This window comes from Gemmatimonas phototrophica (assembly GCF_000695095.2).
GTDB classification, from domain to species: Bacteria; Gemmatimonadota; Gemmatimonadetes; order Gemmatimonadales; family Gemmatimonadaceae; genus Gemmatimonas; species Gemmatimonas phototrophica.
Map to the genome: position 1 here is coordinate 3,472,748 of NZ_CP011454.1, position 23,137 is coordinate 3,495,884.

Annotated in this window: 15 protein-coding genes and 1 pseudogene; 7 read left to right on the forward strand and 9 right to left on the reverse strand. The window is 64.2% G+C overall.

Features of this window, described 5'->3' with window-relative positions:
- Window positions 1-191: 191 nt before the first annotated feature.
- Window positions 192-1,883 carry an aminotransferase class V-fold PLP-dependent enzyme gene (locus tag GEMMAAP_RS14695; protein WP_053333698.1) on the forward strand — a complete coding sequence of 564 codons (1,692 nt, stop codon included), beginning with the start codon at window positions 192-194 and terminating at the stop codon, window positions 1,881-1,883.
- On the opposite strand, the gene GEMMAAP_RS14700 is transcribed toward GEMMAAP_RS14695, so the two are convergent.
- From GEMMAAP_RS14700 to GEMMAAP_RS14710, 3 genes are all read right to left on the reverse strand, one after another.
- Window positions 1,806-2,942 carry an NAD(P)-binding domain-containing protein gene (locus GEMMAAP_RS14700; RefSeq protein ID WP_026848588.1) on the reverse strand — a complete coding sequence of 379 codons (1,137 nt, stop codon included), beginning with the start codon at window positions 2,940-2,942 and terminating at the stop codon, window positions 1,806-1,808. The two genes, GEMMAAP_RS14695 and GEMMAAP_RS14700, sit on opposite strands and share 78 nt — an antisense overlap.
- 44 nt (window positions 2,943-2,986) lie before the next feature.
- Complete coding sequence (hemH, locus tag GEMMAAP_RS14705; RefSeq protein ID WP_202969145.1) at window positions 2,987-4,195, reverse strand: ferrochelatase; 1,209 nt, start codon at window positions 4,193-4,195, stop codon at window positions 2,987-2,989.
- A gap of 471 nt (window positions 4,196-4,666) precedes the next feature.
- A complete protein-coding gene (locus GEMMAAP_RS14710; RefSeq protein WP_026848587.1) occupies window positions 4,667-6,751 on the reverse strand; it encodes a penicillin-binding protein 1A in 2,085 nt (694 codons plus the stop codon).
- A 62-nt stretch (window positions 6,752-6,813) separates the two neighbouring features.
- On the opposite strand from GEMMAAP_RS14710, the pseudogene GEMMAAP_RS21250 reads away from it, so the two are divergent.
- The 5 genes and pseudogenes from GEMMAAP_RS21250 to GEMMAAP_RS14730 form a co-directional block, all read left to right on the forward strand.
- Window positions 6,814-7,650 (forward strand): annotated as a pseudogene (locus GEMMAAP_RS21250) (nitrilase-related carbon-nitrogen hydrolase); the annotation flags it as partial.
- Window positions 7,651-7,908: 258 nt separating this feature from the next.
- Window positions 7,909-8,739 carry an NAD+ synthase gene (locus GEMMAAP_RS21255; protein ID WP_026848586.1) on the forward strand — a complete coding sequence of 277 codons (831 nt, stop codon included), beginning with the start codon at window positions 7,909-7,911 and terminating at the stop codon, window positions 8,737-8,739.
- Window positions 8,740-8,765: 26 nt separating this feature from the next.
- Complete coding sequence (locus GEMMAAP_RS14720) at window positions 8,766-9,356, forward strand: HupE/UreJ family protein (RefSeq protein ID WP_026848585.1); 591 nt, start codon at window positions 8,766-8,768, stop codon at window positions 9,354-9,356.
- A 30-nt stretch (window positions 9,357-9,386) separates the two neighbouring features.
- Window positions 9,387-11,462 (forward strand): M1 family metallopeptidase, encoded by a 2,076-nt coding sequence (locus tag GEMMAAP_RS14725; RefSeq protein ID WP_026848584.1) that lies wholly within the window; start codon window positions 9,387-9,389, stop codon window positions 11,460-11,462.
- Window positions 11,463-11,474: 12 nt separating this feature from the next.
- Window positions 11,475-11,984 carry a DUF6702 family protein gene (locus GEMMAAP_RS14730; RefSeq protein ID WP_026848583.1) on the forward strand — a complete coding sequence of 170 codons (510 nt, stop codon included), beginning with the start codon at window positions 11,475-11,477 and terminating at the stop codon, window positions 11,982-11,984.
- A gap of 608 nt (window positions 11,985-12,592) precedes the next feature.
- On the opposite strand, the gene GEMMAAP_RS14740 is transcribed toward GEMMAAP_RS14730, so the two are convergent.
- From GEMMAAP_RS14740 to GEMMAAP_RS14755, 4 genes are all read right to left on the reverse strand, one after another.
- Window positions 12,593-13,381, reverse strand: coding sequence for a creatininase family protein (locus GEMMAAP_RS14740; RefSeq protein WP_043579445.1), 789 nt, complete (start codon window positions 13,379-13,381; stop codon window positions 12,593-12,595).
- Window positions 13,381-14,241 (reverse strand): KPN_02809 family neutral zinc metallopeptidase, encoded by an 861-nt coding sequence (gene ypfJ / locus GEMMAAP_RS14745; protein WP_026848581.1) that lies wholly within the window; start codon window positions 14,239-14,241, stop codon window positions 13,381-13,383. Before ypfJ ends, GEMMAAP_RS14740 begins: the two co-directional genes overlap by 1 nt.
- A 438-nt stretch (window positions 14,242-14,679) precedes the next feature.
- Window positions 14,680-15,159, reverse strand: a complete 480-nt coding sequence (locus tag GEMMAAP_RS14750) for an HNH endonuclease (protein ID WP_043579443.1) — start codon at window positions 15,157-15,159, stop codon at window positions 14,680-14,682.
- 339 nt (window positions 15,160-15,498) lie between these two features.
- Complete coding sequence (locus GEMMAAP_RS14755; RefSeq protein WP_043579441.1) at window positions 15,499-15,966, reverse strand: HIT family protein; 468 nt, start codon at window positions 15,964-15,966, stop codon at window positions 15,499-15,501.
- A 198-nt stretch (window positions 15,967-16,164) separates the two neighbouring features.
- On the opposite strand from GEMMAAP_RS14755, the gene GEMMAAP_RS14760 reads away from it, so the two are divergent.
- On the forward strand, window positions 16,165-18,315 hold the full coding sequence (locus GEMMAAP_RS14760; RefSeq protein WP_026848580.1) for an alpha-ketoacid dehydrogenase subunit alpha/beta: 2,151 nt from the start codon (window positions 16,165-16,167) through the stop codon (window positions 18,313-18,315).
- A 147-nt stretch (window positions 18,316-18,462) separates the two neighbouring features.
- On the opposite strand, the gene GEMMAAP_RS14765 is transcribed toward GEMMAAP_RS14760, so the two are convergent.
- Both GEMMAAP_RS14765 and GEMMAAP_RS14770 read right to left on the reverse strand, forming a co-directional pair.
- Window positions 18,463-20,421: a polysaccharide biosynthesis protein gene (locus tag GEMMAAP_RS14765; protein WP_053333697.1), complete on the reverse strand. Its 1,959-nt coding sequence runs from the start codon at window positions 20,419-20,421 to the stop codon at window positions 18,463-18,465.
- A 167-nt stretch (window positions 20,422-20,588) separates the two neighbouring features.
- Window positions 20,589-23,036, reverse strand: coding sequence for an SLBB domain-containing protein (locus tag GEMMAAP_RS14770; RefSeq protein ID WP_082821367.1), 2,448 nt, complete (start codon window positions 23,034-23,036; stop codon window positions 20,589-20,591).
- Between the last annotated feature and the right edge of the window lie 101 nt (window positions 23,037-23,137).

Sequence of the window (23,137 nt, forward strand, 5' to 3'; positions counted from 1 at the left end):
CATTGTCCCAATCGAATGTTTTGATGTGATGCATAGGTTTTGCCGATGCGTCTCCGCCTGGCCCTGCCCCCTCCATCTTTTGTGGCAGTCGCCGCACGTTCGCCAAGTTTCCCGGTTCCGCGAGCCATATGTGGGCTATATCCGTCACGTGACGGATGTTGCGATGCGCTCCGGCCGGGCATAATTGCCGTATGAACATGCCCCTTTCCGGAACGGTGAGACTGGCGACCCCGGCCGACCACGAGGCCATTCATCGCCTGAACTACCGCACATTCGTCGAGGAAATCCCTCAGCATGCGCCCAACACAGCGCACCGCCTGGTAGATCGTTTCCACGACGAGAACGTGTACGCGGTCTATGAGGTGGGCGGCGAGGTGGTCGGTATGGTGACCGGCCGTGCCCAGCGCCCATTCTCGCTCGACCAGAAGCTCGGCGCCATCGACCAGTGGCTGCCGCCGGGGTGCACGCCCGTGGAGATCCGGTTGCTGGCCGTGGAACCGGCGTTCCGGGCCACCAGAGTGTTCGTGCGATTGGCGCAGTTCATCACCGCACACTTCATGCAGCGCGGCTTTGATGCGGCCGTCATCTCCGGCACCACCCGCCAGCTGGCGCTCTACCACCATATGGGATTTACCCCTTTTGGCCCGCGTATTGGCTCAGACGACGCCCAGTACCAGCCGATGGTCATAACCCAGGCGCAGGTGCAGCAGTGGCCACCGGCGCTCATGGTCACAGGTCACCGCCCGGTGCGTGGCGGCAACTTCCAGACGGGTCCGGTAGGTATGAAGCCTGCCGTCCAGGCCGCCATGAATGCGTCAGCCCTGTCGCACCGGGCAGACGCGTTCATGGCGCAGTACCGCGAGGTGCAGACACAGCTGTGCACCATGACGCAGGCTCGGCACGCCACCCTGCTCCTTGGTTCGGGGACGTTGGCCAATGACGTGGTGGGTGCGCAGTTGCTGCAGCTGGATAGCCGTGGCGTGATTGTCAGCAATGGTGAGTTTGGTGAACGGCTCGTGGATCATGCCACGCGACTTGGCCTGCCCCATACGGTGGTGAGGGCGCCGTGGGGGGCAGCGCTGGATTTCGATGCGGTGGACGCGGCCATGATCACGACTCGCGCCCAGTGGCTGTGGGCGGTGCATACGGAAACCAGCACCGGCGTGGTGAATGATCTCGATCTGCTGCGCACGCTGGCGCAACGGCATCGGGCCCGCCTGGCCCTCGACGCCGTGAGTAGTGTAGGGGCTCTCCCGATACGTCTCGATGGGGTCTGGTGTGCCAGCGCGGTGAGTGGCAAGGCGCTGGCGTCATTTCCAGGAGTGGCCGTGGTGTTGTACGAGGAGCTGCCGGCAACACCGCCTGTGCGGGTCCCCCGCTACCTCGATCTCCACCTCGCCGCTGCCAGCGACGGCGTCCCTTTCACGCAATCGTCCAATCTGCTCAATGCACTGCATGCCAGTCTCACCAGCACCGACTGGCCCACCCGCATCGCACAGCGACGGCGCGATGGGCGCTGGCTGCGCGAGGCGCTGGCGCAGCGGGGGCTGCACACGCTCGCCGCTCAGGACTGCGCGTCGCCCATCGTTCACACGATCCCGCTCCCCCCAACCGTGTCCGCGCAGCTGGTCGGGCTGACGCTACGGCAACAGCAGTGGCATGTAGGGTTCGAGAGTGCCTACCTGCGAGCGCGTAATTGGCTGCAACTGTGCCTCATGGGGGAATACGAGGACGCATCGCTGCGGGCACTCCCCAGTGCCGTATCCACGGCCACCGCGCATGTCACCCGATCCGCCAACGGGTCGTCAGGCGCGGGAGAGTTCCCGCAGCACGAGGCGGGTCACTTTTCGCACCATTTCGTCCACGGGCGCGCTCTCGTCTGAGGTGGCCACGGCAAGCGCCTGCTCTTCCAACGCCCCCAGCCGGGCGCCAAGGTGATGGCGATGGGTGGCTCGGGCATAGCGCGCGAGCTCCTGCTGCAAGGCCACCGCTGCTCGCCGGTGACGGGCTTCATGCAGCGCGCGCCACTGCGCACGATGAACCTCCGCACCACGCTGGGTCTCGAGCGCTGCCAAGGTCACGAGGTCGACCTGCGGCGCGGCAAACGCGGAGTGCACGGCGGCCGGCACGCCGAGATCGATCCACACCGCCGACGTGTAGCGCGTCGGCAGGGTGTCTTCAAACCCGGCCGACACCAGAGGCGAAGTCACGTGCACGGCGAAAACCACGGCATCCGCGCTGCGTATCGCGCCCTCGCGATCGCCCCAGGGCACCACCGGACACTGGTACGCCGCCGCCAAAGTGGCGGCCCGGGTATCGGTCCGGCTGGTGACTGAAACCATGGCTCCCGGAATGGGGCGAGTACGCAGCACTTGAAGCACTCCGCGGGCGGCGTCGCCAGAGCCAAGCACCAGAACGCGTGAGGGATTGCCCAATTGTGCCGACAGTCGCTCGTGCACCAGTTCGCCGAGGGAGGCGTCGGCATCCGTGCCCATGTCGGCTCGAATGTGGCGTGCCGCATCAATGGCCTGGCGGAACGCCCCATCAATCGGACCGCGGCTTGTTCCCGCGCTTTGCGCAAGCATCCACGCGCGGCGGATCTGACCAAGGATCTCCGGTTCTCCGAAACGCGCTGACTTCATGCCTGCCGCCACGGCAAACAAATGACGGACGGCAAGATCGGCGTCGGCGCGTTCGAACTTCAAGTCATCGGTGCGCCCATCGCGCAGCAGCTCGGCAAACCATTCATGCAACTCCCCGTCACCCCACCAGTACAACTCAGTGCGATGACAGGTACTCACGATCACCGCCGACACATTTCGGCGCTGGAGCTCGGCAAGCGCCCCGGTGAGGCGCTCATGTGACAGTCGGACGCGCCCCACGAGATCGGCTGGATTGGCCTCGTGCGTACACCCGACGACATGAAACGGGAGGAGGAACATGAGTGATAGTCGGTGCGTGGCTCAGCAGGCGTCGTTCGCAGGATTCAGCGACGACCCGCCAGCTCCACGGCCGACGCACTCCCTGGCGTGCACACCGTAGCGGGGTTGGCGCTCGCCGTTGTACCAGCCACTCTCGACGGAACGCCTCGGCATGCGGTGTTCACACATCCGGGGCACTTCTGCCGATACTGCGTGCTCCAGGGCGCACCGGCCTGCAGATGTTCGTACACGATGTCGGCCAGCGCATCCAGAAACTCCGGACGGGCGTTGAGAGCGGGTGCTCGCTTGAAGCCTGGCATGCCCAGCTTGTGCGCGAGTTCGGCGTACTCGATATCGAGCTCGGACAACGTCTCGATGTGATCACTGGTAAAGGCAATGGGCACCACGAGTACGTTTTTCTGCCCACGCTTGGCCAGCTGTTCAATGACCGTTTCCGTGCTGGGCCCCAGCCACCGCACGGGCCCCACTTCGGACTGGTAGGTCACCATGTGCGGATTGCGCAATCCAATAGCCTGCACCACTCGGCTCACCGTCGCCGAGATCTCGGACGGGTAGGCGTCGCCACGGTCAATGACCGACAGCGGGAGGGAATGCGCACTGAACATGACCAGGACGTCGTCGCGCTCTTCTGCCGGAAATTCGTCCAGCCCGTCTTCCACGGCGCTGGCCATGGAGCTCACGAACCCGGGATGCTCTCCCCAGCGATCAATCAGGCTCCACTCGAAGGCATCCTTGAGCCCCGTGCGCTCGGCGGCGCGCCAGAGATCATTGAGACTGGACCCTGTGGTGGAGCACGACCACTGCGGGTACTGCGTAAAGGCAATCGCACGCGTGATGCCATCCGCCTTCATGGCCTGCAGCGCATCATCGGCAAACGGTGGCGCATAGCGGAAGGCCACGTAGAACTTGTGCGGCGCCGACTCCGGCGACATCTCGTCGAGCCGACGGCACATGGCTTCACCTTGCGCTTCGGTCCACTTGAGAATGGGAGACCCTCCACCAATGGCATCGTACAGCTTGCGCACTTTGGGCGCGCGCCGGGTGGCGATGAACTTGCCGAGGTAATCCTGAAACGGTAGCTGAATGATTTCGCGATCAGCAAACAGGCGGAGCAGAAACGGCTCCACCTGATCGAGCGTCGCGGGACCACCGAGATTCATCATCACGATGCCGGTTCCGCCAGCGGGGCGCGGGGCCGCGCCGGCCGAGGGGGCGGCGGGGCGGCGGAAGGGGAGTACGTCGGAAGGCGTCATGCAGTGTAGTCTCGACAGGTGCACGCCAGCATTCCATTCCGTGGAGATACGCACCCACCCCCGTACTCTTACCTACCGTGAGATCTGAGAGGTGAGACCGCCGATGCGGGAGGTAGAGGTGAGAGCGTTGGGAGTCGCGAGGTGCGATGGAGATCGAGTGTGAGAGGCCCGATGAAAGCGAGTTGAGAGGTACGAGTGCTGGCGTCCGCTTGTAACAGCGCGGACGGCCGCTATAGCAGCGGCGTCCGGGGGGTACGACGGCGTGCCGGGGGGTGGCAGCGGCGTCCGGGGGGTAACAGCGACGTCCGGGGGGGAGCAGTGTCCGTGTGGGGCACTCGCGCGCGGACGAAGTGCTCGGACCTCGCATCGTCGTGTTTATCTCGACACTCTCACCGTCGATATCCATCACACGTTCGCGAATCAGACCTCGGGACATCTGATTCGCGACTCTGAGCGCTCAGATCATAGATCTCAGTACCCGATGGGCCCGACGCGGAAGAGGCTGAGTGGCCATGCCAGTGCTCCCGGTTCGGTGCCAATGAGGAACCACTCGGTATAGCGGCGGTCGGTTGGCGTTTTGGCGTCGGCGACCTGGCCATTGGCACGGTCGATCTCCACCGCGACGACCCCCGGCGGCGCGGTCCAGCTGCCTGCCGAACGGGACTCGTAGGCAGCCGCAATAATGCGGCCGGCAATGGGCGCGGCGAGCGTTCCGCCGGCGGCACCGGGGGCTATCATGGCGGGCTTATCGAAGCCCAGCCATACGCCAGTCACCAGCTCTGGCGTCATGCCCACAAACCAGACGTCGGTGTTGTCGTTGGTGGTGCCTGTTTTGCCGGCAACGGGTACGCGGGCGGGCACGAGACGGCGCAGTGCCGTCGCGGTACCTCGCTCCACCACGTCTTTCAGCATGTCACGCATGATGAACGCCACGCGCGGGTCCATGGCGGGGCGCATCGCGGCGCCCTGCGGGGCGAAGACCGTGCGACCGGTGCGATCCTCGACTTTGAGAATGAAACGCGGATCCACCGAGACGCCGCCGTTGTCGAACGACGCATAGGCGGCCACAAAGTCGAGCGGCTGCACGACACTTGCTCCCAACGCACTGGAGGGATACGAGGCAATGGGCGCCCGCAGCCCCGCCCGTCGGGCCAGTGCAATCACGCTGTCCATGCCAACGGACAGTGCCAGCTGCACGGCCACCGGATTGCGTGAACGCGTAAGCGCTTCGCGCACGGTGAGCGCGCCGAGAAACTCGTTGTCGGCGTTGTCGGGCGAATACACTTGACCGTTCTCCAGCCGGATACGCAACGCGGTGTCGGCCACCATGCTACTGGCCGTGAGCCCCTGCGACATGGCTTGCGCGTACACGAATGCCTTGAAGCTCGATCCCGGCTGACGGTTCCCGTCGACCGCGCGATTGAAGCTGGAGCGAGCGTAGTCACGGCCCCCCACCAGCGCCCGCACTTCGCCGCTGGTGGGATCAAGCACGACGACCGCCCCCTCCAGGCAGGCATCCACCCTGGGCGTTCGGGCCTTGGCTGGAGTGGGCGCCGGTGCCGTGAGCTTGGCGCACTGCTGACCGCGAAAGCCCGGCCGCTGTTCAATCTCATCCAGCCCCGCCGACAAGGCCTGCTGCGCTGATCGCTGCAGCGCCGGATCGATGGAGGTGTGAATGCGATAGCCGCCGTTCATGATGGGTACGCCCCCCCGCTCTGCCTGCACCTTCACCACATCGGTGACCCAGGGCGCCAGCTTCTCCAAGCGGCTCACCGTTTTCACGGGTTCCTTCTGCGCCGCGCTGGCTTGTGCCGGTGTGATGTACTGCTGCTCGGCCATCAGAGCCAGCACCGTATTGCGTCGCTCGCGATTGCGATCGGGATAGCGCGACGGATCGTACTGCACAGGGCTCTTGGGCATACTGGCCAACGACGCCGCTTCGGCCAACGTCAGCTCGGAAGCGCCTTTGCCAAAGTACTGACGCGCCGCCATTTCGATGCCGTACGCCCCACGCCCGAACGAGATCTGATTCAGGAAGGCTTCGAGAATCTGTTCCTTGCTGTAGCGACGCTCCATTTCGCGCGCCGCCTGCTGCTCGCGCAGCTTGCGCCCCGGCGACCGGTCGCGCCGGTCAATGACATCAGGGTGCATGTTGCCCACCAGCAACTGGGTAATGGTGCTGGCCCCGCGCAGGTTGCCCTTGGTCACGGCATCCTTGAGCGCGCCGGCCACCCCCACCAGATCCACGCCATCGTGCTGATAGAACCGCTTGTCTTCCACCGCGATGAACGCCTGCCCCACGTACTTGGGAAGGGTGCGCAGCGCCACGTTGAGACGCCGTTCCCGCCCCAGTTCGCCAATGACCGAACCGTCCCGTCCCAACACCAGGGTAACCTGGGGAGGCGTGATGATCGTCCAGGGTTCACCGGTGCTTGTCCCACCGGCCTGTTGGGCGGAGACGGCGGACGCAGCGGGCCCCGAGAGGGCGGCCAGCAGCACGACGACAGACGGCAGGAACGACAGGTTGGCAGAGGGCAGGACAGGCGCGTAGGTCATAGGGGAATTCTACACGGCGCCGGTGGGACCGGTCCGGGCGGTTCCCCCATTATCATTCCGGGATGCCCGGTGATCCGATCCGCCCATTAACTGTTGCGCTGTGCCAGTTCGCCCCCCGCAAGGGCGACACAGCCGGCAACCTTGCCCGCATTGGCCGCCTCTGTGCGCAGGCCGCCACGCTCGAGCCGCGCCCACAGGTCGTCCATTTTCCGGAGACGGCCCTGTCCGGCTACTTCGTGGAAGGGGGCGTGCGCGAGGTGGCCTGCACCGCCGGTGCCTTGGCCAACGACCTCGACGAGGCCTATCGCACGGCCTGCCTCAGTGCCGGCATGGATTGCGTGCCCATTGATGTGGTGATCGGCTTCTACGAGCGGTGGCGCGAGACGCTGCACAACAGTGCCGCGTACATCACCATTGGTCTCGACGACGGGCCGCCCAACATTCGGCACGTCCACCGCAAGAACTTCCTCCCCACCTACGGGCTCTTCGACGAGGAGCGCTTCGTGGAGCGCGGCGCCGATATCCGCGCCTTCGAAACGCCGTGGGGACGCGCCGCGCTGCTTGTCTGCGAAGATGCCTGGCACTCCATCAGCGGTACGATTGCCGCTCTCGATGGCGCGCAGATGGTGTTCATCTCGTCGGCCGCGCCGGCCCGTGGACCCTGGCCGCGGGAAGATGGTATTCAGGGCCCGCACAGCGCGGCGCGCTGGGAACGGCTCATTCGCGATATCGCCGACGAACACGGCGTCTTTGCGAGCTTCGTCAACCTCGTGGGCAGCGAAGGAGGCAAGCGTTTCTTTGGCACCTCGCATCTGGTGGGCCCCGGCGGCGATGTACGCGGGCGCGCTCCGGTGTGGAACGAAAGCTTTGTCTCCATCACCATCGATCTCGACGACCTCGTTCGGGCCCGCGCCGACAGCCCGCTGCTGAGCGATCTGCGCGTCGCGTTGCCACATGTCCTCGACAACGTGCGCCGGGTTACCGAGAGCACGCCGTTTACGCTGTCGTACGATGGGCCCGAGCCCGCGGCGGCCGATCTGCTGCGCGGTGCCCGAGGCTTTACGACTGGCGAGTTTGCCATTCCCACCGAATTGCTCGAAAAAGCCAACACGGTGGTGCGGGCGCTCCCCGAGCAGTTGCCGGTCATTCGCCACGGTATGCGCGATCACGGTGGCCCGCCGCCGTTGCTCCTCGACTGCGATCTCACCGAAGAGTGGCTCACCGGCTTCTTGCGCGAAGAAATGGCGCGCCGTGGCTTTGGCAAAGCGGTCATTGGCATGTCCGGTGGTGTGGACTCGGCACTCACCGCCTCGCTCGCCGTGCGCGCACTCGGGCCGGAGAATGTGATTGGGGTCCGACTTCCCTATCGCACGTCCAGCCAGGAATCGCTCGATCATGCGCAGCTGGTCATCGACGCACTGGGTATTGAAGCACGCACCCTCGAGATCACGCCCGCAGTAGACGGCTACCTCGCCAACGAGCCCGATGCCGACGCTGCCCGCCGTGGCAACGTGATGGCGCGTATGCGCATGATTGCACTCTTCGATCTCTCGGCCCGCTACCGGGCCTTGCCCCTGGGCACGGGCAACAAGACGGAGCGCCTCTTTGGCTACTTCACCTGGCACGCCGATGATTCACCGCCGGTAAATCCCATTGGCGACCTGTACAAGACGCAGGTGTGGCAGCTGGCGCGCTATCTCGGCGTACCCCAGGTAATTGTCGACAAGGCCCCCACGGCGGACCTCGTGGTTGGGCAGACCGACGAGGGAGACCTCGGCATCAGCTATCCGCGCGCCGACGAGATTCTCAACGGCATGCTGCACGGATTCACGCACGAAGCGCTCCGGGCCCGCGGCTACCACGAGGACGAGCTGAACATCGTCTCCAAGCGCCTCAACGGCACGCACTGGAAGCGCCGCCCGCCCGCGGTGGCACTGGTGAGTCAGAGCGGCATTGGCGAGTCGTATCTGCGTCCGGTTGACTACTGAGTCACGCACAATGGTGAGCAACGGCGGTGAGTGAATTCTGGCTGTACGCACAGCTTGGTTTTCATCACATCGCCGACTTGGCCGGCTACGATCACATCCTGTTCGTAGCCGCGCTGGCCATTCCATACGCGATCAGCGATTGGCGGCGGCTGGCGGTGCTCATCACCGCCTTCACGCTGGGGCACAGCCTCACGCTGGCGCTCGCCACCGTGCAGCTGCTGTCGGTGCCGTCCACCCTGGTAGAAGCGCTCATTCCTGCCACCATCGTCATCACCGCCGCCCTCAGCTGGACGGCCGGTCACGAAAGCGTGCGACCGGAGCCCGTCGCTGTCGGGCGCTACCTGATGGCCACAGGATTCGGGCTTATACATGGTATGGGGTTCTCCACCTACCTGCGGGCACTGTTGGGCGAAGAGGAACACATCACCATGCCCCTTTTTGCCTTCAACGTGGGTCTTGAAGTAGGCCAATTACTCATCCTGGCGGTGGTATTGGCAGCCGGGGCACTGCTGGTGCCCGGAATCCTTTCCCGTCGAGTCTGGGTATTGATTCAGGTGGGCGCGACGGGCGGTCTCGCGCTCATGCTGCTGGGCCAGCGGCTGTTCGCTGCGGGCTGAGCACTCACGACCGTCCTTTTTACTACCCCCATGCGACCAATCGCTCGCCTTCTGGTCTGTTCGCTGGCACTGCTGCCGGCCAACATGTCCGCGCAGCAATGGCTCAACACCGAGCCCAATCCCAAGACCAACAAGTCCTCGTTCCGGGCGCTCGATGAATGGCCCTCGCCCAACGACTTCCGCGATGCCTCCGGCTCACCGGGCGCCCGCTACTGGCAGCAGCGCGTGGACTACGTTATTCGCACGTCGCTCGATACCGCCACGCACACGGTCAAGGGCTCGGAGCGCATTACGTACCACAATAATTCGCCGCAGGCGCTCAGCTATCTCTGGTTTCAGCTCGACCAGAACATCGAACAGCAGAATAGCCGAGCCAATCTGACCAAATCGGCATTGCCGGCCACGCTGTCGCCGCAGGCCCGTCGTTTCCTGCTTCCCGACGAAGAGGTGTTTGGCGGCTACGCCATTACGCGTGTCGCGCTGGTAAAGGTGACCGGGCAGCCCGCGAGGGCGGCACGTTACATCATTAACGGCACGCAGATGCGCGTGAATCTCGACACGCCACTGCCTACGGGCGGCAAGGCCGTCGTGGAAATTGACTGGACGTTCGTGGTGCCCGAAGGGGGCAACAACAACCGTGGTGTACGCGAGCAAGTGAAAGACGGCTGGATCTACGAAGTGGCGCAGTGGTTCCCGCGCGCGGCGGTGTACGACGACGTGACCGGTTGGCAGAACGATCCATTCCTGGGCCAAGGCGAGTTCTACCTCAACTTCGGCAACTACGACGTAAGTATCACGGTGCCGCGTGATCACATCGTGCGCTCCACCGGTACGTTGCGGAACTCGGAAATGGTACTCACCCCCACGCAACGGGCACGCCTTGCCACGGCCATGGCCGGCGATACGAGCGTATTCATTGTGCGCCCCGACGAAGTGCAAAAGCCATCGTCGCGGCCGGCTGGCAACGGCATGCTCACGTGGCGGTTTACCGCCGACAACGTGCGCGATTTCGCGTGGGCGTCGAGCAAAACGTTCGTGTGGGATGCCGCAGGCTTCCGGTACGCGAAGGGGGGCCGCGTGATTGAACTGCACTCGGTGTATCCGCGCGAAGCCATGCCACTTTGGAGTGACATTTCCACCAAGGCCATTGCGCAAACCATGCGTACGTACGGCCGGCTGGCCTTTGAGTATCCGTATCCGCAGGCGTCGAACGTGAACGGGCAGGTGGGCGGCATGGAGTATCCCATGATTGCCTTCTGTGGCGGACGCCCGGGCCCCGACGGCAAGTACTCGGTGAACCAGAAGTACGCACTGGCCGCCGTGACCATCCACGAAGTGGGCCACAACTGGTTCCCCATGATCGTGGCGACCGACGAGCGGAAGTGGACGTGGATGGACGAAGGGATCAACACCTTCCTGGAGTACTACGCGAGTCTGGATTTCGAGAAAGGGTGGCCGGCGGCACGGTTGCGTGGCCCGGCACCCAACATCGTGAACTACATGAAGGACACCAACCAGGTGCCGCTCATGACGGAGTCAGACTTCATTCACCGGCAGTTTGGCAACAACGGCTACAGCAAGCCGGCCACGGGGCTGGTCATGTTGCGCGAGAAGGTGGTAGGCCCGGAGCGGTTTGACCTGGCGTTCGCCGAGTATTCGAAGAAGTGGATGTTCAAGCATCCGCAGCCGGCCGATTTTTTCCGTACCCTGGCGAGCGGGGCCGGCGAGCGGCTGGACTACTTCTGGCGCGGCTGGTTCTACAGCACATACAACAACGACCAGGCCATCACCAAGGTGGAGAGCCAGGACGCGCAGACCTTTGCCGGCACCACCAAGCGCGGCAAGTTCTACCACCGCATTACAGTGGATAACAAGGGCGGTCTGGTGTTGCCGCTGGAGCTCGAGGTGGAGTTCACCGACGGCACCAAGCAGCGGGTGAACATGCCGGCTGAGGTATGGCGCGCCAACGAGCGCACGCATGACTACGGCTTCTTCTCCGACAAGGAGATCGCCAAGGTGGTGGCCGATCCCGACAGCGGCTACGCCGACGTGGACCGCAGCAACAACACGTTCACCAAAGCGCCAGCGGCACGTCCCATTGGGTAACGGAGTACCCTCGTGAAGAGTCTGGTGATGCTCGTGCTGGCCGGGACGCTGTTTGGTAGCGCTCCGCACGAGATCCACACCACCCACACCCGTGCCGTCGTTGAAGGCGGCGCGGTGTTGTGGCGCGTGCGCCTGTTCAGTGACGATCTGGAGAAGGGGCTGCGTGCGTGGTCACGCCGCCCGGCCTTCAAGCTGGATGGGGACAAGGCCGCCGACTCGTTATTTACGGCGTACTTCAATAACAAGGTGAGTGTGATGGCCGATGGTCGCGCACTCACCGCCACCATGATGCAGAAAGGGACGGACAAGGATCCCGCAGGTGGTACCGTGCAGTGGTACCTATTGCAGTTCAACGCCGGAAAACAGCCCGTTTCCCTATCGGTGCGGAACAGCTTGCTGGCCGAGCAATTTCCCAATCAGGCCAACATTGTGGTGGTGCTGGCCATGCCCGGCGAGAAACGGCACTCGCTGTACTTCGGGGATGGCGACATGGACGCGCAGACGGTGGATTTGCGGCGGTAATGGGAACGGCAACAGCAGGGCGCCCTGCGGGCACGACAACGGCATGACCTACCGCATGACAACAGCATGACGAGAACGGTCGCAGAAACGGGACCGCCCGCCGTTCCCCGCTTTTGTCATGCTGTTGTCATGCTGTTGTCATGCAGGAAGTCATGCCGTTGTCCCGGTGAGCCGTTGTGTTCCCGGTCTCGGCCCAACACTGGCCCCACGGCCGCAGTCCGCCTTTCTGAGCTACGGGAGGCGCTGCCGAACGAGCGCGTAGAGAATTGCAGCGGAGCCAATGGCGATTACCACAAACGTCGGTAGTCCCTTCAATCGCATTGCAAGGAACGGCATGACCAACACCACAAACGCTCGAAGTATATCGAGCCCGAGTTGGCGTCGCTGACTCAAGTCCTTGGCGGGGATAGTTCGCGCAAGCAAACCCGAAGCAGCATAAACAAGCACAAGCGTGATGAAGTGCAGTGTGCCGAAGAAAAACAGGCCCGATATCACAGACTCCACATTGACGGATCCATTGACCAATACGTCCATGATTGTCCCAAGGACAAGCGGTCCCATTACGACCAACATCACCACGTCGATGCTGAAGTCGCGCGCCGAGCCTCTCATGGGGCCTGCGATGCCCACAGCCGAGCCGGATCCGCCACTGCCAGCTCGCAGCAGAACGCACTGATCCGCTCCACGGCCTGCTCCATGAAGGTGGCGCCGTTCTCGGCGGTCGCGGCACGCGGGTCGCCCACCCCGGTATCGACCGTGGCTTGCGTCCAGCGACGTGGCATCCAGGCCACTCCTTTGCGTACGCCTTCGAGCGTGCTGGGGTTGCTACGGCCGTCGCCCCACTGCGCACGATCGGGCACTACCAGATGCGGCGCTACGTGCATGACGGCGGCAGTCTCCAGTTCACCGGCGTGATCGCCCGCCTGTTCGAACGTCGATTGGTCGGCCGCTTGCCACCAGTTCACGATGGCCAGCATGATTGGAGTGGAGGGCTGCAGCTCGCGCACGAGCGCGCGCAGTTCGTTGCCGCCGTGGGCGTTCAGCAGTACCAGCCCACGCACCCCATGGGGCTCAAGGCTGCGCACCACATCGCGCAGTACAGCCAGCTGGGTACTGGGCATCAGGTTGATGGTGAACGGCAGATCGAGCTGCGTGGTGTTCACGCCGAACGGTACAGCCGGAAGCGCTACGACATTGGTACCACGCGCATTACACGCTGCCGCCACACGCGCCGCGACTTCGCTGCCGAGTATGGTGTCGGTGCCGTACGGCAAATGGGTGTTGTGCGGTTCGGTGGCCCCAAAGGGGAGTAGCGCTACCGGCCAGTGTGCATCGCGCATGGCCGGCCACGTTTGCTCCTGCAGCACACCTGTCCGTGGCGAGTAGTCGTGCGGCATTACCGCATGGCAGCGAAGGTATCACAACGCCGCGGGTCGCCACTATCAAACCCGGTACGGAACCACTGGCGCCGTTCGGCCGACGACCCGTGCGTGAACGACTCCGGATGTGCCCGCCCGCCGGCCATCTGCTGCAGACGGTCGTCTCCTACGGCGGCCGCAGCATTCAGTCCTTCGTCGATATCGCCGGCTTCCAGCATGCGATCCTGTGCCGCATCGTGCGCCCAGACACCGGCGTAACAGTCGGCCTGCAGCTCCATGGCCACGGACAGCCGATTCTTTTGCGACGGGTTCTGTTGCTGCAGCTGCCGCACCTGCTGTTCGGTGCCCAGTACGTTCTGCACATGGTGGCCAATTTCGTGGGCCAGCACGTAGGCCTGCGCGAAGTCGCCCGGCGCCCCGAACTGCCGGTCCAGCTGATCGAAGAAGGCCAGATCGATGTAGACCTTCTCGTCACCCGGGCAATAGAACGGACCGGTGGCCGACTGTCCCGTGCCACAAGCCGTTGGCGTCACGTCGCGAAAGAGCACCAATTTGGCCTCGCGGTACTGCCCCATGCTCTGCGCCCATGTGGACTGCGCACTGTCGAGCACCATGGAAACGAACCGCACCATCTCTTCTTCCTGCGGATCGTTCAGCGGAGCCGGCTGCGCACTTTGTGCCGGCGCGCTGAGCCCGGCCCCACCGCCGGTGATGGGCGTGACCAGATCGGTTTTGAAGACATAGCTGAGCACAATGAGCACCAGCATGCCGCCAACGCCGAGCTTGATGCCGCCACCCCCGCCTCCGCCCCCACCGCCACCTGTGGCCCCACGGCGATCCTCGAGATTCCGGCTTCTGTTACCTGGGGTCCAGCGCATAAAGGGCCTTACTGATGGAGAACGGGATACCGCGCCTTGAGAGGCGAGACGCGGAGGTGAGAGCGTTGCGAGTCGAGAGCCGGCGATGGATATCGACGGTGAGAATGCGAGATAAACTACGACAATGCGAGGTGCGAGTGCTGGCGTCCGCACGAAACTGCGGGGACGGCCGCTGTGCCAGCGGCGTCCGTAAGGGCTTAAGCCGCGCGATCCCCGCAGTTACCAGCGGACGCCAGCACTCGCACTTCTCACCGTCGTGGTTGTCTCGACACTCTCATCGTCGATATCCATCGCACTTCCCGACTCGCAACGCTCTCACCTCCGAATCCCGACTCGGAAGCCTCCCCGCTCGAAAACCTGCGGCCTAGAAGAGGAGCAGCAGGATGGTCGCCCCGAGTACGGCGAGCAGCGTCGGCACGAGTGGTATCGCGCGGTGGTTCATGCAGCCAGCGCCTCCCCGTCGCGGGCAAAGGCCAGGCTCACCGCCCGCCGAGCGCCCCGCTTGATGGCCCGCGTCACATTGCGGGCATAGCGGATGAAGTTGGCACCCGCCCAGGGGTGCCGCGCGAAGAATTCGTAGGGGAGCAGGTCGCTCTTGAGTCGGTTGCAGGGGCCACAGGCGACCACGAGGTTCCCGGGATCGTGGGCCCCGCCTCTGGCGAGCGGCACCACATGATCCAGCGTGGCCGTGCGCTGATCGAGGTGCGTGGCGCAGTAGACGCACCGCTGGCCACAGTCGCGCAGGGCGCCTTTGCGCAGCGCCCGCTTCATGGCTACATGCACCACCACCGGGCGGGGCGCGTTCCCGCTGCGACTGCCGCCGCGCACGCGAACCGCTGCGCTTTTGGACGGGCGACCGCCGCGTGACGAGGGGCGGTCACTGCCTCGACTCACCTTGAGGGCAGGACGTCGGGCCATCAGGCCACCCTCCGCAACAACGACGCCCCGGCGGAGGCGGTAAGCCTCGCGTCGGGGCGATAGGGGGCAACAGACCCCGGCCGCAGCATCGGCGACCGGTGGAGCGCAGCCAGGCCGCGCACATGGGAGCTACCGCGAATGGAACGCATCATCCTCCTGGAGCACCAAGTGGACACGCCTACCGTCGGAATACCTCGGGCCGGGTGTGGTGCGCCAAGACTTTGCTCGCACACACGACCCGGTTGCGCGACTATACGATCACGTTCCTGCTCCCGTCAATAGCCAAGCGGGGCTTCGTAGCTGTTCGGTGACATTTGGATGTGCGGACGGCCCCCCGCCTCAGCCCAGCTTCATCCCGTCGTTCTGCAGCGGGTCCCGCAGCATGCTGCCAATGCGCGCGGCCATGGCATCGAGCTGCTGGCGGTTCGGCATGACGGAGCCCGGAAAGGGCAACGGCACGTCAAACCCATCCCCTTCCTTTCGTGGAATGAGGTGGATGTGATAGTGCATCACGTTCTGCCCCGCCGCGGCGCCCGAATTGACCACGATGTTCATGTCCGTGGCATTCGATGCGGTTTGTACCAGCGGAATGAGCTTCGTCGCCACCTGGTACAGGTGAGCCCCGACTGCTTTCGGGATGTCCTGTAACACCTCGTAGTGCTCACGAGGGACCACCAGCACGTGGCCGGGGTTGACCGGCTGAATGTCGAGGAAGGCGATGGCCGTCGCGTCCTCATAACAGATGGAAACCTCAGCCGCGCCGCGGATGAGATCGCAGAAGATGCAATGGCCGGTGGACGGCTTCATGGGAGCGGTAGGTGCGTGCATAACCAGTGACTGGGGAGTCCAGACTTCAACTGCCAACCTGCGTAACGGACCAATGCTCGGCAAGCGCCTGCGGATCCCGTACCGGGATCCCGATTTCCCTGGCATGGCTCCACCGGGCGGGGCTTTCGGCTATTTTCCGAGGGTTGTCCGATCCTTTGTTCTCCTCTGAGTCTCCCGATGGCCACTTCGACCCGTCCGAGCCGTGCCCGAAAGGGCGAGGCCAGCGAGCCGGCTGACACCCCCGCTTCGGCGGCGGCGCTCACTCGCGATCAGCTCATCAACGCCTATCGCGTGATGTACACGTCGCGGAAACTCGACGATAAAGAAATTCAGCTGAAGCGCCAGAACCGGATCTTCTTCCAGATCTCCGGTGCCGGGCACGAGGCCATCATGACGGCGGCCGGCATGGTGCTGCGCCCCGCCTACGATTGGTTCTACCTCTACTACCGCGATCGAGCGCTCTGTCTGCAGTTGGGCATGACGCCCGCCGAAATGCTGTACAGCTCGGTGGGTGCCGCCATTGACCCCAACTCCGGCGGGCGGCAGATGCCCAGCCACTGGGGCCACAAGGCGCTCAACATCACGTCCGTTTCTTCTCCCACCGGCACGCAGTTCCTGCAAGCCGTGGGCAGCGCCGAAGCCACCCTGCGGGCGCAGCAGCTCAACGTGACCGACGGCTTCACGGGCGACGACGTCACCCTCGTGACCACCGGCGACGGCACCACCAGCGAAGGCGAGTTCTGGGAGTCGCTCAACACGGCGAGCAACCTCAAACTGCCCATCGTCTACGTCGTCGAAGACAACGGCTACGCGATTTCGGTACCGGTGGAAGTGAACACGGCCGGTGGCTCCATCTCCAAGCTCGTGTCGTCCTTCCCTGGCCTCTACATCCAGGAAGTGGACGGCTGCGATCTGCTTGCGTCGTACGATGTCATGCAGCGCGCGGTGCAGTACGCCCGCGAGCGCAAGGGACCAGCGCTGGTGCACGCCAAGGTCATTCGGCCGTACTCACACTCGCTGTCGGACGACGAAGTGTTCTATCGTCCCACCGAAGAGCGTGAAGCCGACGCCGCCCGCGACCCGCTGACCACGTTCCCCGCCTGGCTCATGGCGCAGGGACACGCCACCGCCGACGAGTTGCAGGCGCTCCGTGACACCGTTGACGAGCAGATCCTCGCCGCCACCGATGACGCCCTCGCGCAGCCCATGCCGACCCCCGAGTCGGTGCCCTTTGGTGTCTATTCCCCCGACGTAGATCCCACGTCGGAGCGCTTCGACACCGAAGACGATCCGCAGTTCGAGGGAGGCCCCACCACCATGGTGGAGCTGCTCAATGCCTGCATGCGCGACGAAATGGCGCGCGATGAACGTATCCTCGTCTTCGGCGAAGACGTGGCCGACGTGTCGCGCGAGCAGTACCTCGGCAAGGTCAAGGGCAAGGGCGGTGTGTTCAAGGTGACGCACGGCCTGCAGACCAAGTTCGGCAGTGCACGCGTATACAACTCGCCGCTGGCCGAAGCCAACATTGTGGGTCGGGCCATCGGTCTGGCGCATCGCGGCTTCAAGCCCGTGGTCGAAATTCAGTTTTTCGACTACATCTGGCCGGCCTTCATGCAGATCCGCGACGAACTGGCCACCATGCGCTGGCGCTCCAACAACGCGTTCAGCTCACCCGTGGTCATCCGCACCACGTACGGCGGCTACATTCGCGGCGCCATCTACCACTCGCAAACGGGCGCGTCGCTGTTTACGCACAACCCCGGCCTGCGTGTGGTGTGCCCGAGCAACGCGCTCGACGCCAACGGCCTGCTCCGCACCGCCATCCGGTGCGAAGATCCGGTCATTTTCCTCGAGCACAAGCACCTGTACCGGCAGACGTACAACAAGGCGCAGTACCCGGGCCCGAACTTCATGATTCCGTTCGGCAAGGCCAACATTCTGCGCGCCGGCACCGATGTAACGCTGGTGACCTACGGCGCCACGGTTCAGCGTGCGCTGGTGGCCGCCAATCAGATTGCCGAAGAAGGCGGTCCGAGCGTGGAAGTCATCGACCTCCGTACGCTGTCGCCGTGGGATAAGGAAACGGTGTACGCGTCGGTGAAGAAGACCGGCCGCGTGATCATGGCCACCGAAGACTCACTCTCCTGGGGCTACGGCGCCGAAATCGCCGCCAGCATTGCCGATGAGTGCTTTTCGTGGCTCGATGCCCCGGTCAAGCGTGTCGCCAGCCAGGATGTGTTCGTGGGCTACGCCCCGAGCCTCGAGGACGCCACGCTCCCTCAAGTGGAAACGTTCCGCAAGGCGTATCTGGATATCGTGGCGTACTGAGGTTGTTGACTGACAACTGAAAACTCCGACTGACCACTGAAGACTCCAACTGAAAACTCCCCGCCATCCGCGGGGAGTTTTCAGTTTTCGGTCAGAGTTTTCAGTGATCAGTTCGAGTCGCCAGTGGTCGGTTCCTCTCCCCCGCCCCTACGCCACCAGCGTCAACGGCGCGGGCGCTGCCACCGGGTGCGTGGTCCCCAAGGCGATGTATTCCGGCACCAGTTCGGCGATCTGCTGACGCAACGCGCCGTCCTCCGCGCGGTCCAGCGCCTTCTGGACCAGAAGGTCGACCTGATAGGTCAGGCCAGTGGGCGGGGCACCCAACCGGGCCCGCAGTACCGAGGCGTGGCCGGTCGGCTGCAGCTGTTCATCGTCCCGCGACAGCTCTTCGAACAGTTTCTCCCCCGGGCGCAGTCCGGAGAAACGAATTTCGATATCCTCGCCTTCCCGGAATCCCGACAAGCGGATGAGATCCTTGGCAAGATCTAGAATGCGCACCGGCTCACCCATGTCGAGTACGAACACTTCACTGCCAGTCCCCTGCACCGCCGCCTGCAGTACCAGCTGGACAGCTTCCGGAATGGTCATGAAGTAGCGCTGCATGTCCGGATGCGTGATCGTGAGCGGACCACCAGCCCGAATTTGCTGCAGAAAGGTGGGCACCACACTACCGCGACTTCCCAGTACGTTGCCGAAGCGCACACTCACGAACTGACGCCCCGTCGCAATGGCGGCGCGCTGCACCAGCAGTTCCGCGATTCGTTTGGTGGCGCCCATAATGCTTGACGGATTCACCGCTTTGTCGCTGGAGATCAGCACAAAGCGATCAACCTGATGACGCACAGCAGCGTCGACGATCGTCCGCGTCCCCTTCACATTGTTGGTAATCGCCTCCGGCAGATTCCCTTCCATGAGCGGAACGTGCTTGTGCGCCGCCGCATGGAACACGGTGTTCGGTCGGTAGCGCGCGAAAATGTCATCAATGCGCGCTTCGTCGCGAATATCCACGATCAGGCAGCGCATTGGCACGAGCGGAAAGGACTTCTGCAGCTCCTGCTGGATCTCGAAGATCGAGTTTTCGCCGTGGCCCAACAGCAGCAATTCCGCCGGCTCGGTGCGGGCAATCTGCCGGCACAGTTCACTCCCGATCGACCCGCCCGCTCCGGTGACCAGCACGCGCTGCCCACCAAGTGTCCGACGGACGGCCAGCAGATCCGTCTGTACGGGGGCCCGGCGCAACAGATCCTGAATCTGCACCGGCCGCAGTTGGCTCAGCGCCACGCGCCCGGACAGAATATCTGACACCGGAGGCATGATGCGCAGGGGCACACCAGCCTCCTCGCACACCTGCACAATACTCCGCATCATGACGCCGTTGGCATTGGCACAGGTGACAATGACCTGACGCACCCCGTGATCGGTCAGCTGCGTGGCCAGTTCCGTCATGGGCCCCAGCACGCGGGTCCCCCCGATCATCAGATTGTGCAGCGACGGATCGTTGTCCAGGTAGCCCACCGGACGCATCCCCAATTCGGGATGCTCGGCGAGCTCGCGTGCTGTCAGTCGACCTGCGGGGCCTGCGCCAAGAATGAGGACCGGGATCAACCCACGTCCGGCCTGGCGCTGCCGCCGGTGCAGGTGCCACACCCGGGCCAGCAAACGCGGCAACATGAGGGCGGCCATACTCCACATGGTGCTCGACGAGACCACCGACAAGGGCAGCCGAGTGGGAGACAGACCGAGCAGTGGCAACAGGAACAGCGCCAGCGAGATGTTCGCCAGCGCTCCGGTCAGCACGGCCAGCAGCATGGCCTTCACTTCGTCGATCGAGGCGTCAGCCCATGCCCGGCGATAGAGCTTGAAGACCGCTAGGCAGCCGAGCCACATGGGGACGCTCAACAGCAGGTGGTACGCCGCGGGACCGCGCCACGCCGACTCCAACCAACCCGTCCCTTCAAATCGTAATGACCACGCAATCCCCCACGTCGCGAGCAGCGCCGTGGAGTCAAGGACAAACAGTTGCTGATAAGAGAGCCAGCCATCCCGCGTAGGGAGGCTGGTGCCGCTGCGAGATTCCTCGCGATCCGACAATCCGTGAAATGACATGGTACCATCGCTGCAAGGAGACTACGCAGGGCTCTCGCAGCGTCGCACGGCCCACTATAGAATTTCGGTTGATTCGAAGGCGGACTTGAACTTCGGCCGAACATCCGGGGCATCCACCACCACCGCTATGGGCCACGGCACCGATCTGGCCGTGACCTGTCCGTCTGCTAATTCGTGCGACTGAGCACTACGACAACGGTGACCAGACTCCCGAGCACCTGCGCTACGGTCCCCATGAGCTGAGCCACGTCCCGCTTCTCGGATGGGTCGCGCGCGGGCACCACGACACGACTTCCCGGGGTCGGAGCAGGCGTATGCTGGAAGACCATGAAATGCCGATCGCGTGCCGTCACCTTGCCGTTGGCCTGCTGCACATAGGCGCGCTTGGTATCCGCCAGCCGGGTTGGCCCTCCGGCGGCCCTGATGTAGTGGGCCAGTGATGCGCCTGGTTCATAGGGCACCGCCACGGGGCTGTTCACGGCCCCGGTCACTGTAACCAGGGCATTGTACCGCGGGATATCCACCGAGTCGCCATCCTGCATAAGCAGGTTGTCCCGGTCTCGCGGGTCCTTCAACACACTCGGCAGGTCCACACCAACACGGTCATGGTTTGCACCGCGCTCAAAGAGGATGCCCGCCGGATAGGCGGCCGTGGTGAGACCACCGGCGCGCGCAATGAGATCACTCAGTCGCTCCCCCTTGCTGGTGAGGGCGTAGACGCCAGGAAACCTCACTTCGCCTGAAAGCGTGACCGACCACAACAGCTGCCAATCCGGCTGGCGCAAGATGAGCACATTATCGTACGGCTGCAGCACCACGTCAGTACCCGGGCGGATAGCGCGTGGCGTGTCCACGAGATACGAGGAGTCCAGTGGAGCGCGAAAGGTGCGGGCCAGGCGACCTTCTTCCCGCTGTTCCGGCAACCGGGCAATTTCGGCCTCGACGATCTGAGCGCTGGGGAGCAGCCCACCGGCCTGCAGCACGAGGTCACGCATCGTCATGCCTTCGCGATATGCGTACCGCCCTGGCTTGCGTACCGCACCCGTCAGCGACACGTGGCGTTCGGCGCGGAAGTCAGTCACGGCAAACACGGTGATCTCGTCATCCTCACGCAGCAGCACCGGTTCCGCCGTCGAGCCGTCGGCGGCGCGCAGCATTGCAGCCACCTGCTCTCGCGTGGAATCCGGCCGGAGGCGGGAGATGAGCACGCGACCGAGATAACTGTCGGGCTTCAGCCCACCGGCGCGCTGCAAGGCCTCGGTGAGCGTCGTGCCGGCCGTGATACCCTGGGCTCCGGGCTGCCAGACGTTGCCACTTACCACAATGCGCTGCCGCACCCGTGTCGCCACCCGCGGAATCTCAACGATGTCGCCAGACTCCAACGGCACGGCGGCGGCGGATGCCACGCCAGCCGGTAATTGCACATCCAGCACCAGACGATCACTGCCTTCGGCCGTACGCTGCGCCTGCGGCACAATGCGTTGAATGCGCAGCCGTCGCGATGAGGCATCTTCGGAGAACCCGCCGGCCGCCTGAATGAGATCCTTGAGGGACTCACCAGCGCGCAATTCATAGGTTGCCGGACGCAGCACGCCGCCGGACACGCGGACCCGCGGCCCGTGCGGTGGCACAAAAATCACATCGCCCTGCTCCAGCCGTACGTCACCCGACGCGTCGCCGCGCACGAGATAGTCGTACACATCGAACCGCTGGACCGGGGCACCGCGGCGCCGAATTTCGACTTGACGCAGGGAGCCGCGCTCCGCGGGTCCTCCTGCCGCATACAAGGCCGTCAGCGCCGTCCCGGCGCTGGAGATGCGATAGCTACCGGGCTGCTGTACATCGCCCGCGACAAACACCTGGTTGCTGCGCAGTCTCGCAACACTCACCGTGAATCGCGTCGTGCTACCAACACCCGAATACACCCGTGCCAGTCGCGTGCGCAACAGCGCTTCCAATTGTCCCAACGTCAGCGAGGCCACCGGTACCGTGCCAACCACCGGCACCACCACAAAGCCCTCGCGAGTCACATCCAGCGTATATGCCGCCTCAACATCTCCACTGAGGATCAGCACCAGCTGATCGCCTGCCCCGAGCCGGTAGGACGCATCCACCGGACCGCCCATGTTGGGATCAAAGAGCGTGGTCGCCTGGGCGAACAGCGCGTATCCAAACAAGGTGCTGCCGTCGTCCACAGTAGGAGCCGTCGGGCTTTTCCCGGCGCCAGCCTCTCCAGTGGCGCTGATTACCTGTCGTCGCAGCGTAGCCGCATCGGTTTCGTCCATCAGCCCCAATGCCCGTACCGCTCCAATCAGCGAATCCGGGTTGGTAGCCAGTGCACCAGCTGGTCCCGGGCCCATGATCTGCTCAAGCAGCGAATCGGGGTACCCGGCGGCGCGCAGACGGGCCGTGAGTTGGTCGCGTGTCAGTCCTGAGGACTGAATGCGCTGCCGCAGTTGCACCACCAATTCGGGGCGCTTCTGCAGCAGATCCTGGGCTTGGGTTGGCGTCGGGAGATTCGCGGGCAGACCCTGCGCCACAAGTGGTGCAGGACCAGCAGCGGCGCCGGTCAGCAGTCCTGCCGCGAGCGCCATACGCACTCGTGCAAGTAACATCGGGAGCAATTCAGGGAGAAAGAAAATCGGGCGTCCAGCCCAAGGACGCCCGATCTGGTGCCGCCGTAACACCGGTGCCGGTGCTGTAACGGCGCCCTCAT

Excerpts from the sequence above, each read along its gene's own strand:
- GEMMAAP_RS14725 (WP_026848584.1), top strand. The coding sequence starts at position 9,387 with ATGCGACCAATCGCTCGCCTTCTGGTCTGTTCGCTGGCACTGCTGCCG.
- GEMMAAP_RS14700 (WP_026848588.1), bottom strand. The coding sequence starts at position 2,942 with ATGTTCCTCCTCCCGTTTCATGTCGTCGGGTGTACGCACGAGGCCAAT.
- GEMMAAP_RS14765 (WP_053333697.1), bottom strand. The coding sequence starts at position 20,421 with ATGTCATTTCACGGATTGTCGGATCGCGAGGAATCTCGCAGCGGCACC.
- GEMMAAP_RS21255 (WP_026848586.1), top strand. The coding sequence starts at position 7,909 with ATGCGCGATCACGGTGGCCCGCCGCCGTTGCTCCTCGACTGCGATCTC.
- ypfJ (WP_026848581.1), bottom strand. The coding sequence starts at position 14,241 with ATGCGCTGGACCCCAGGTAACAGAAGCCGGAATCTCGAGGATCGCCGT.
- GEMMAAP_RS14710 (WP_026848587.1), bottom strand. The coding sequence starts at position 6,751 with ATGACCTACGCGCCTGTCCTGCCCTCTGCCAACCTGTCGTTCCTGCCG.
- GEMMAAP_RS14750 (WP_043579443.1), bottom strand. The coding sequence starts at position 15,159 with ATGGCCCGACGTCCTGCCCTCAAGGTGAGTCGAGGCAGTGACCGCCCC.
- hemH (WP_202969145.1), bottom strand. The coding sequence starts at position 4,195 with ATGACGCCTTCCGACGTACTCCCCTTCCGCCGCCCCGCCGCCCCCTCG.
- GEMMAAP_RS14695 (WP_053333698.1), top strand. The coding sequence starts at position 192 with ATGAACATGCCCCTTTCCGGAACGGTGAGACTGGCGACCCCGGCCGAC.
- GEMMAAP_RS14755 (WP_043579441.1), bottom strand. The coding sequence starts at position 15,966 with ATGAAGCCGTCCACCGGCCATTGCATCTTCTGCGATCTCATCCGCGGC.
- GEMMAAP_RS14770 (WP_082821367.1), bottom strand. The coding sequence starts at position 23,036 with ATGTTACTTGCACGAGTGCGTATGGCGCTCGCGGCAGGACTGCTGACC.
- GEMMAAP_RS14740 (WP_043579445.1), bottom strand. The coding sequence starts at position 13,381 with ATGCCGCACGACTACTCGCCACGGACAGGTGTGCTGCAGGAGCAAACG.
- GEMMAAP_RS14760 (WP_026848580.1), top strand. The coding sequence starts at position 16,165 with ATGGCCACTTCGACCCGTCCGAGCCGTGCCCGAAAGGGCGAGGCCAGC.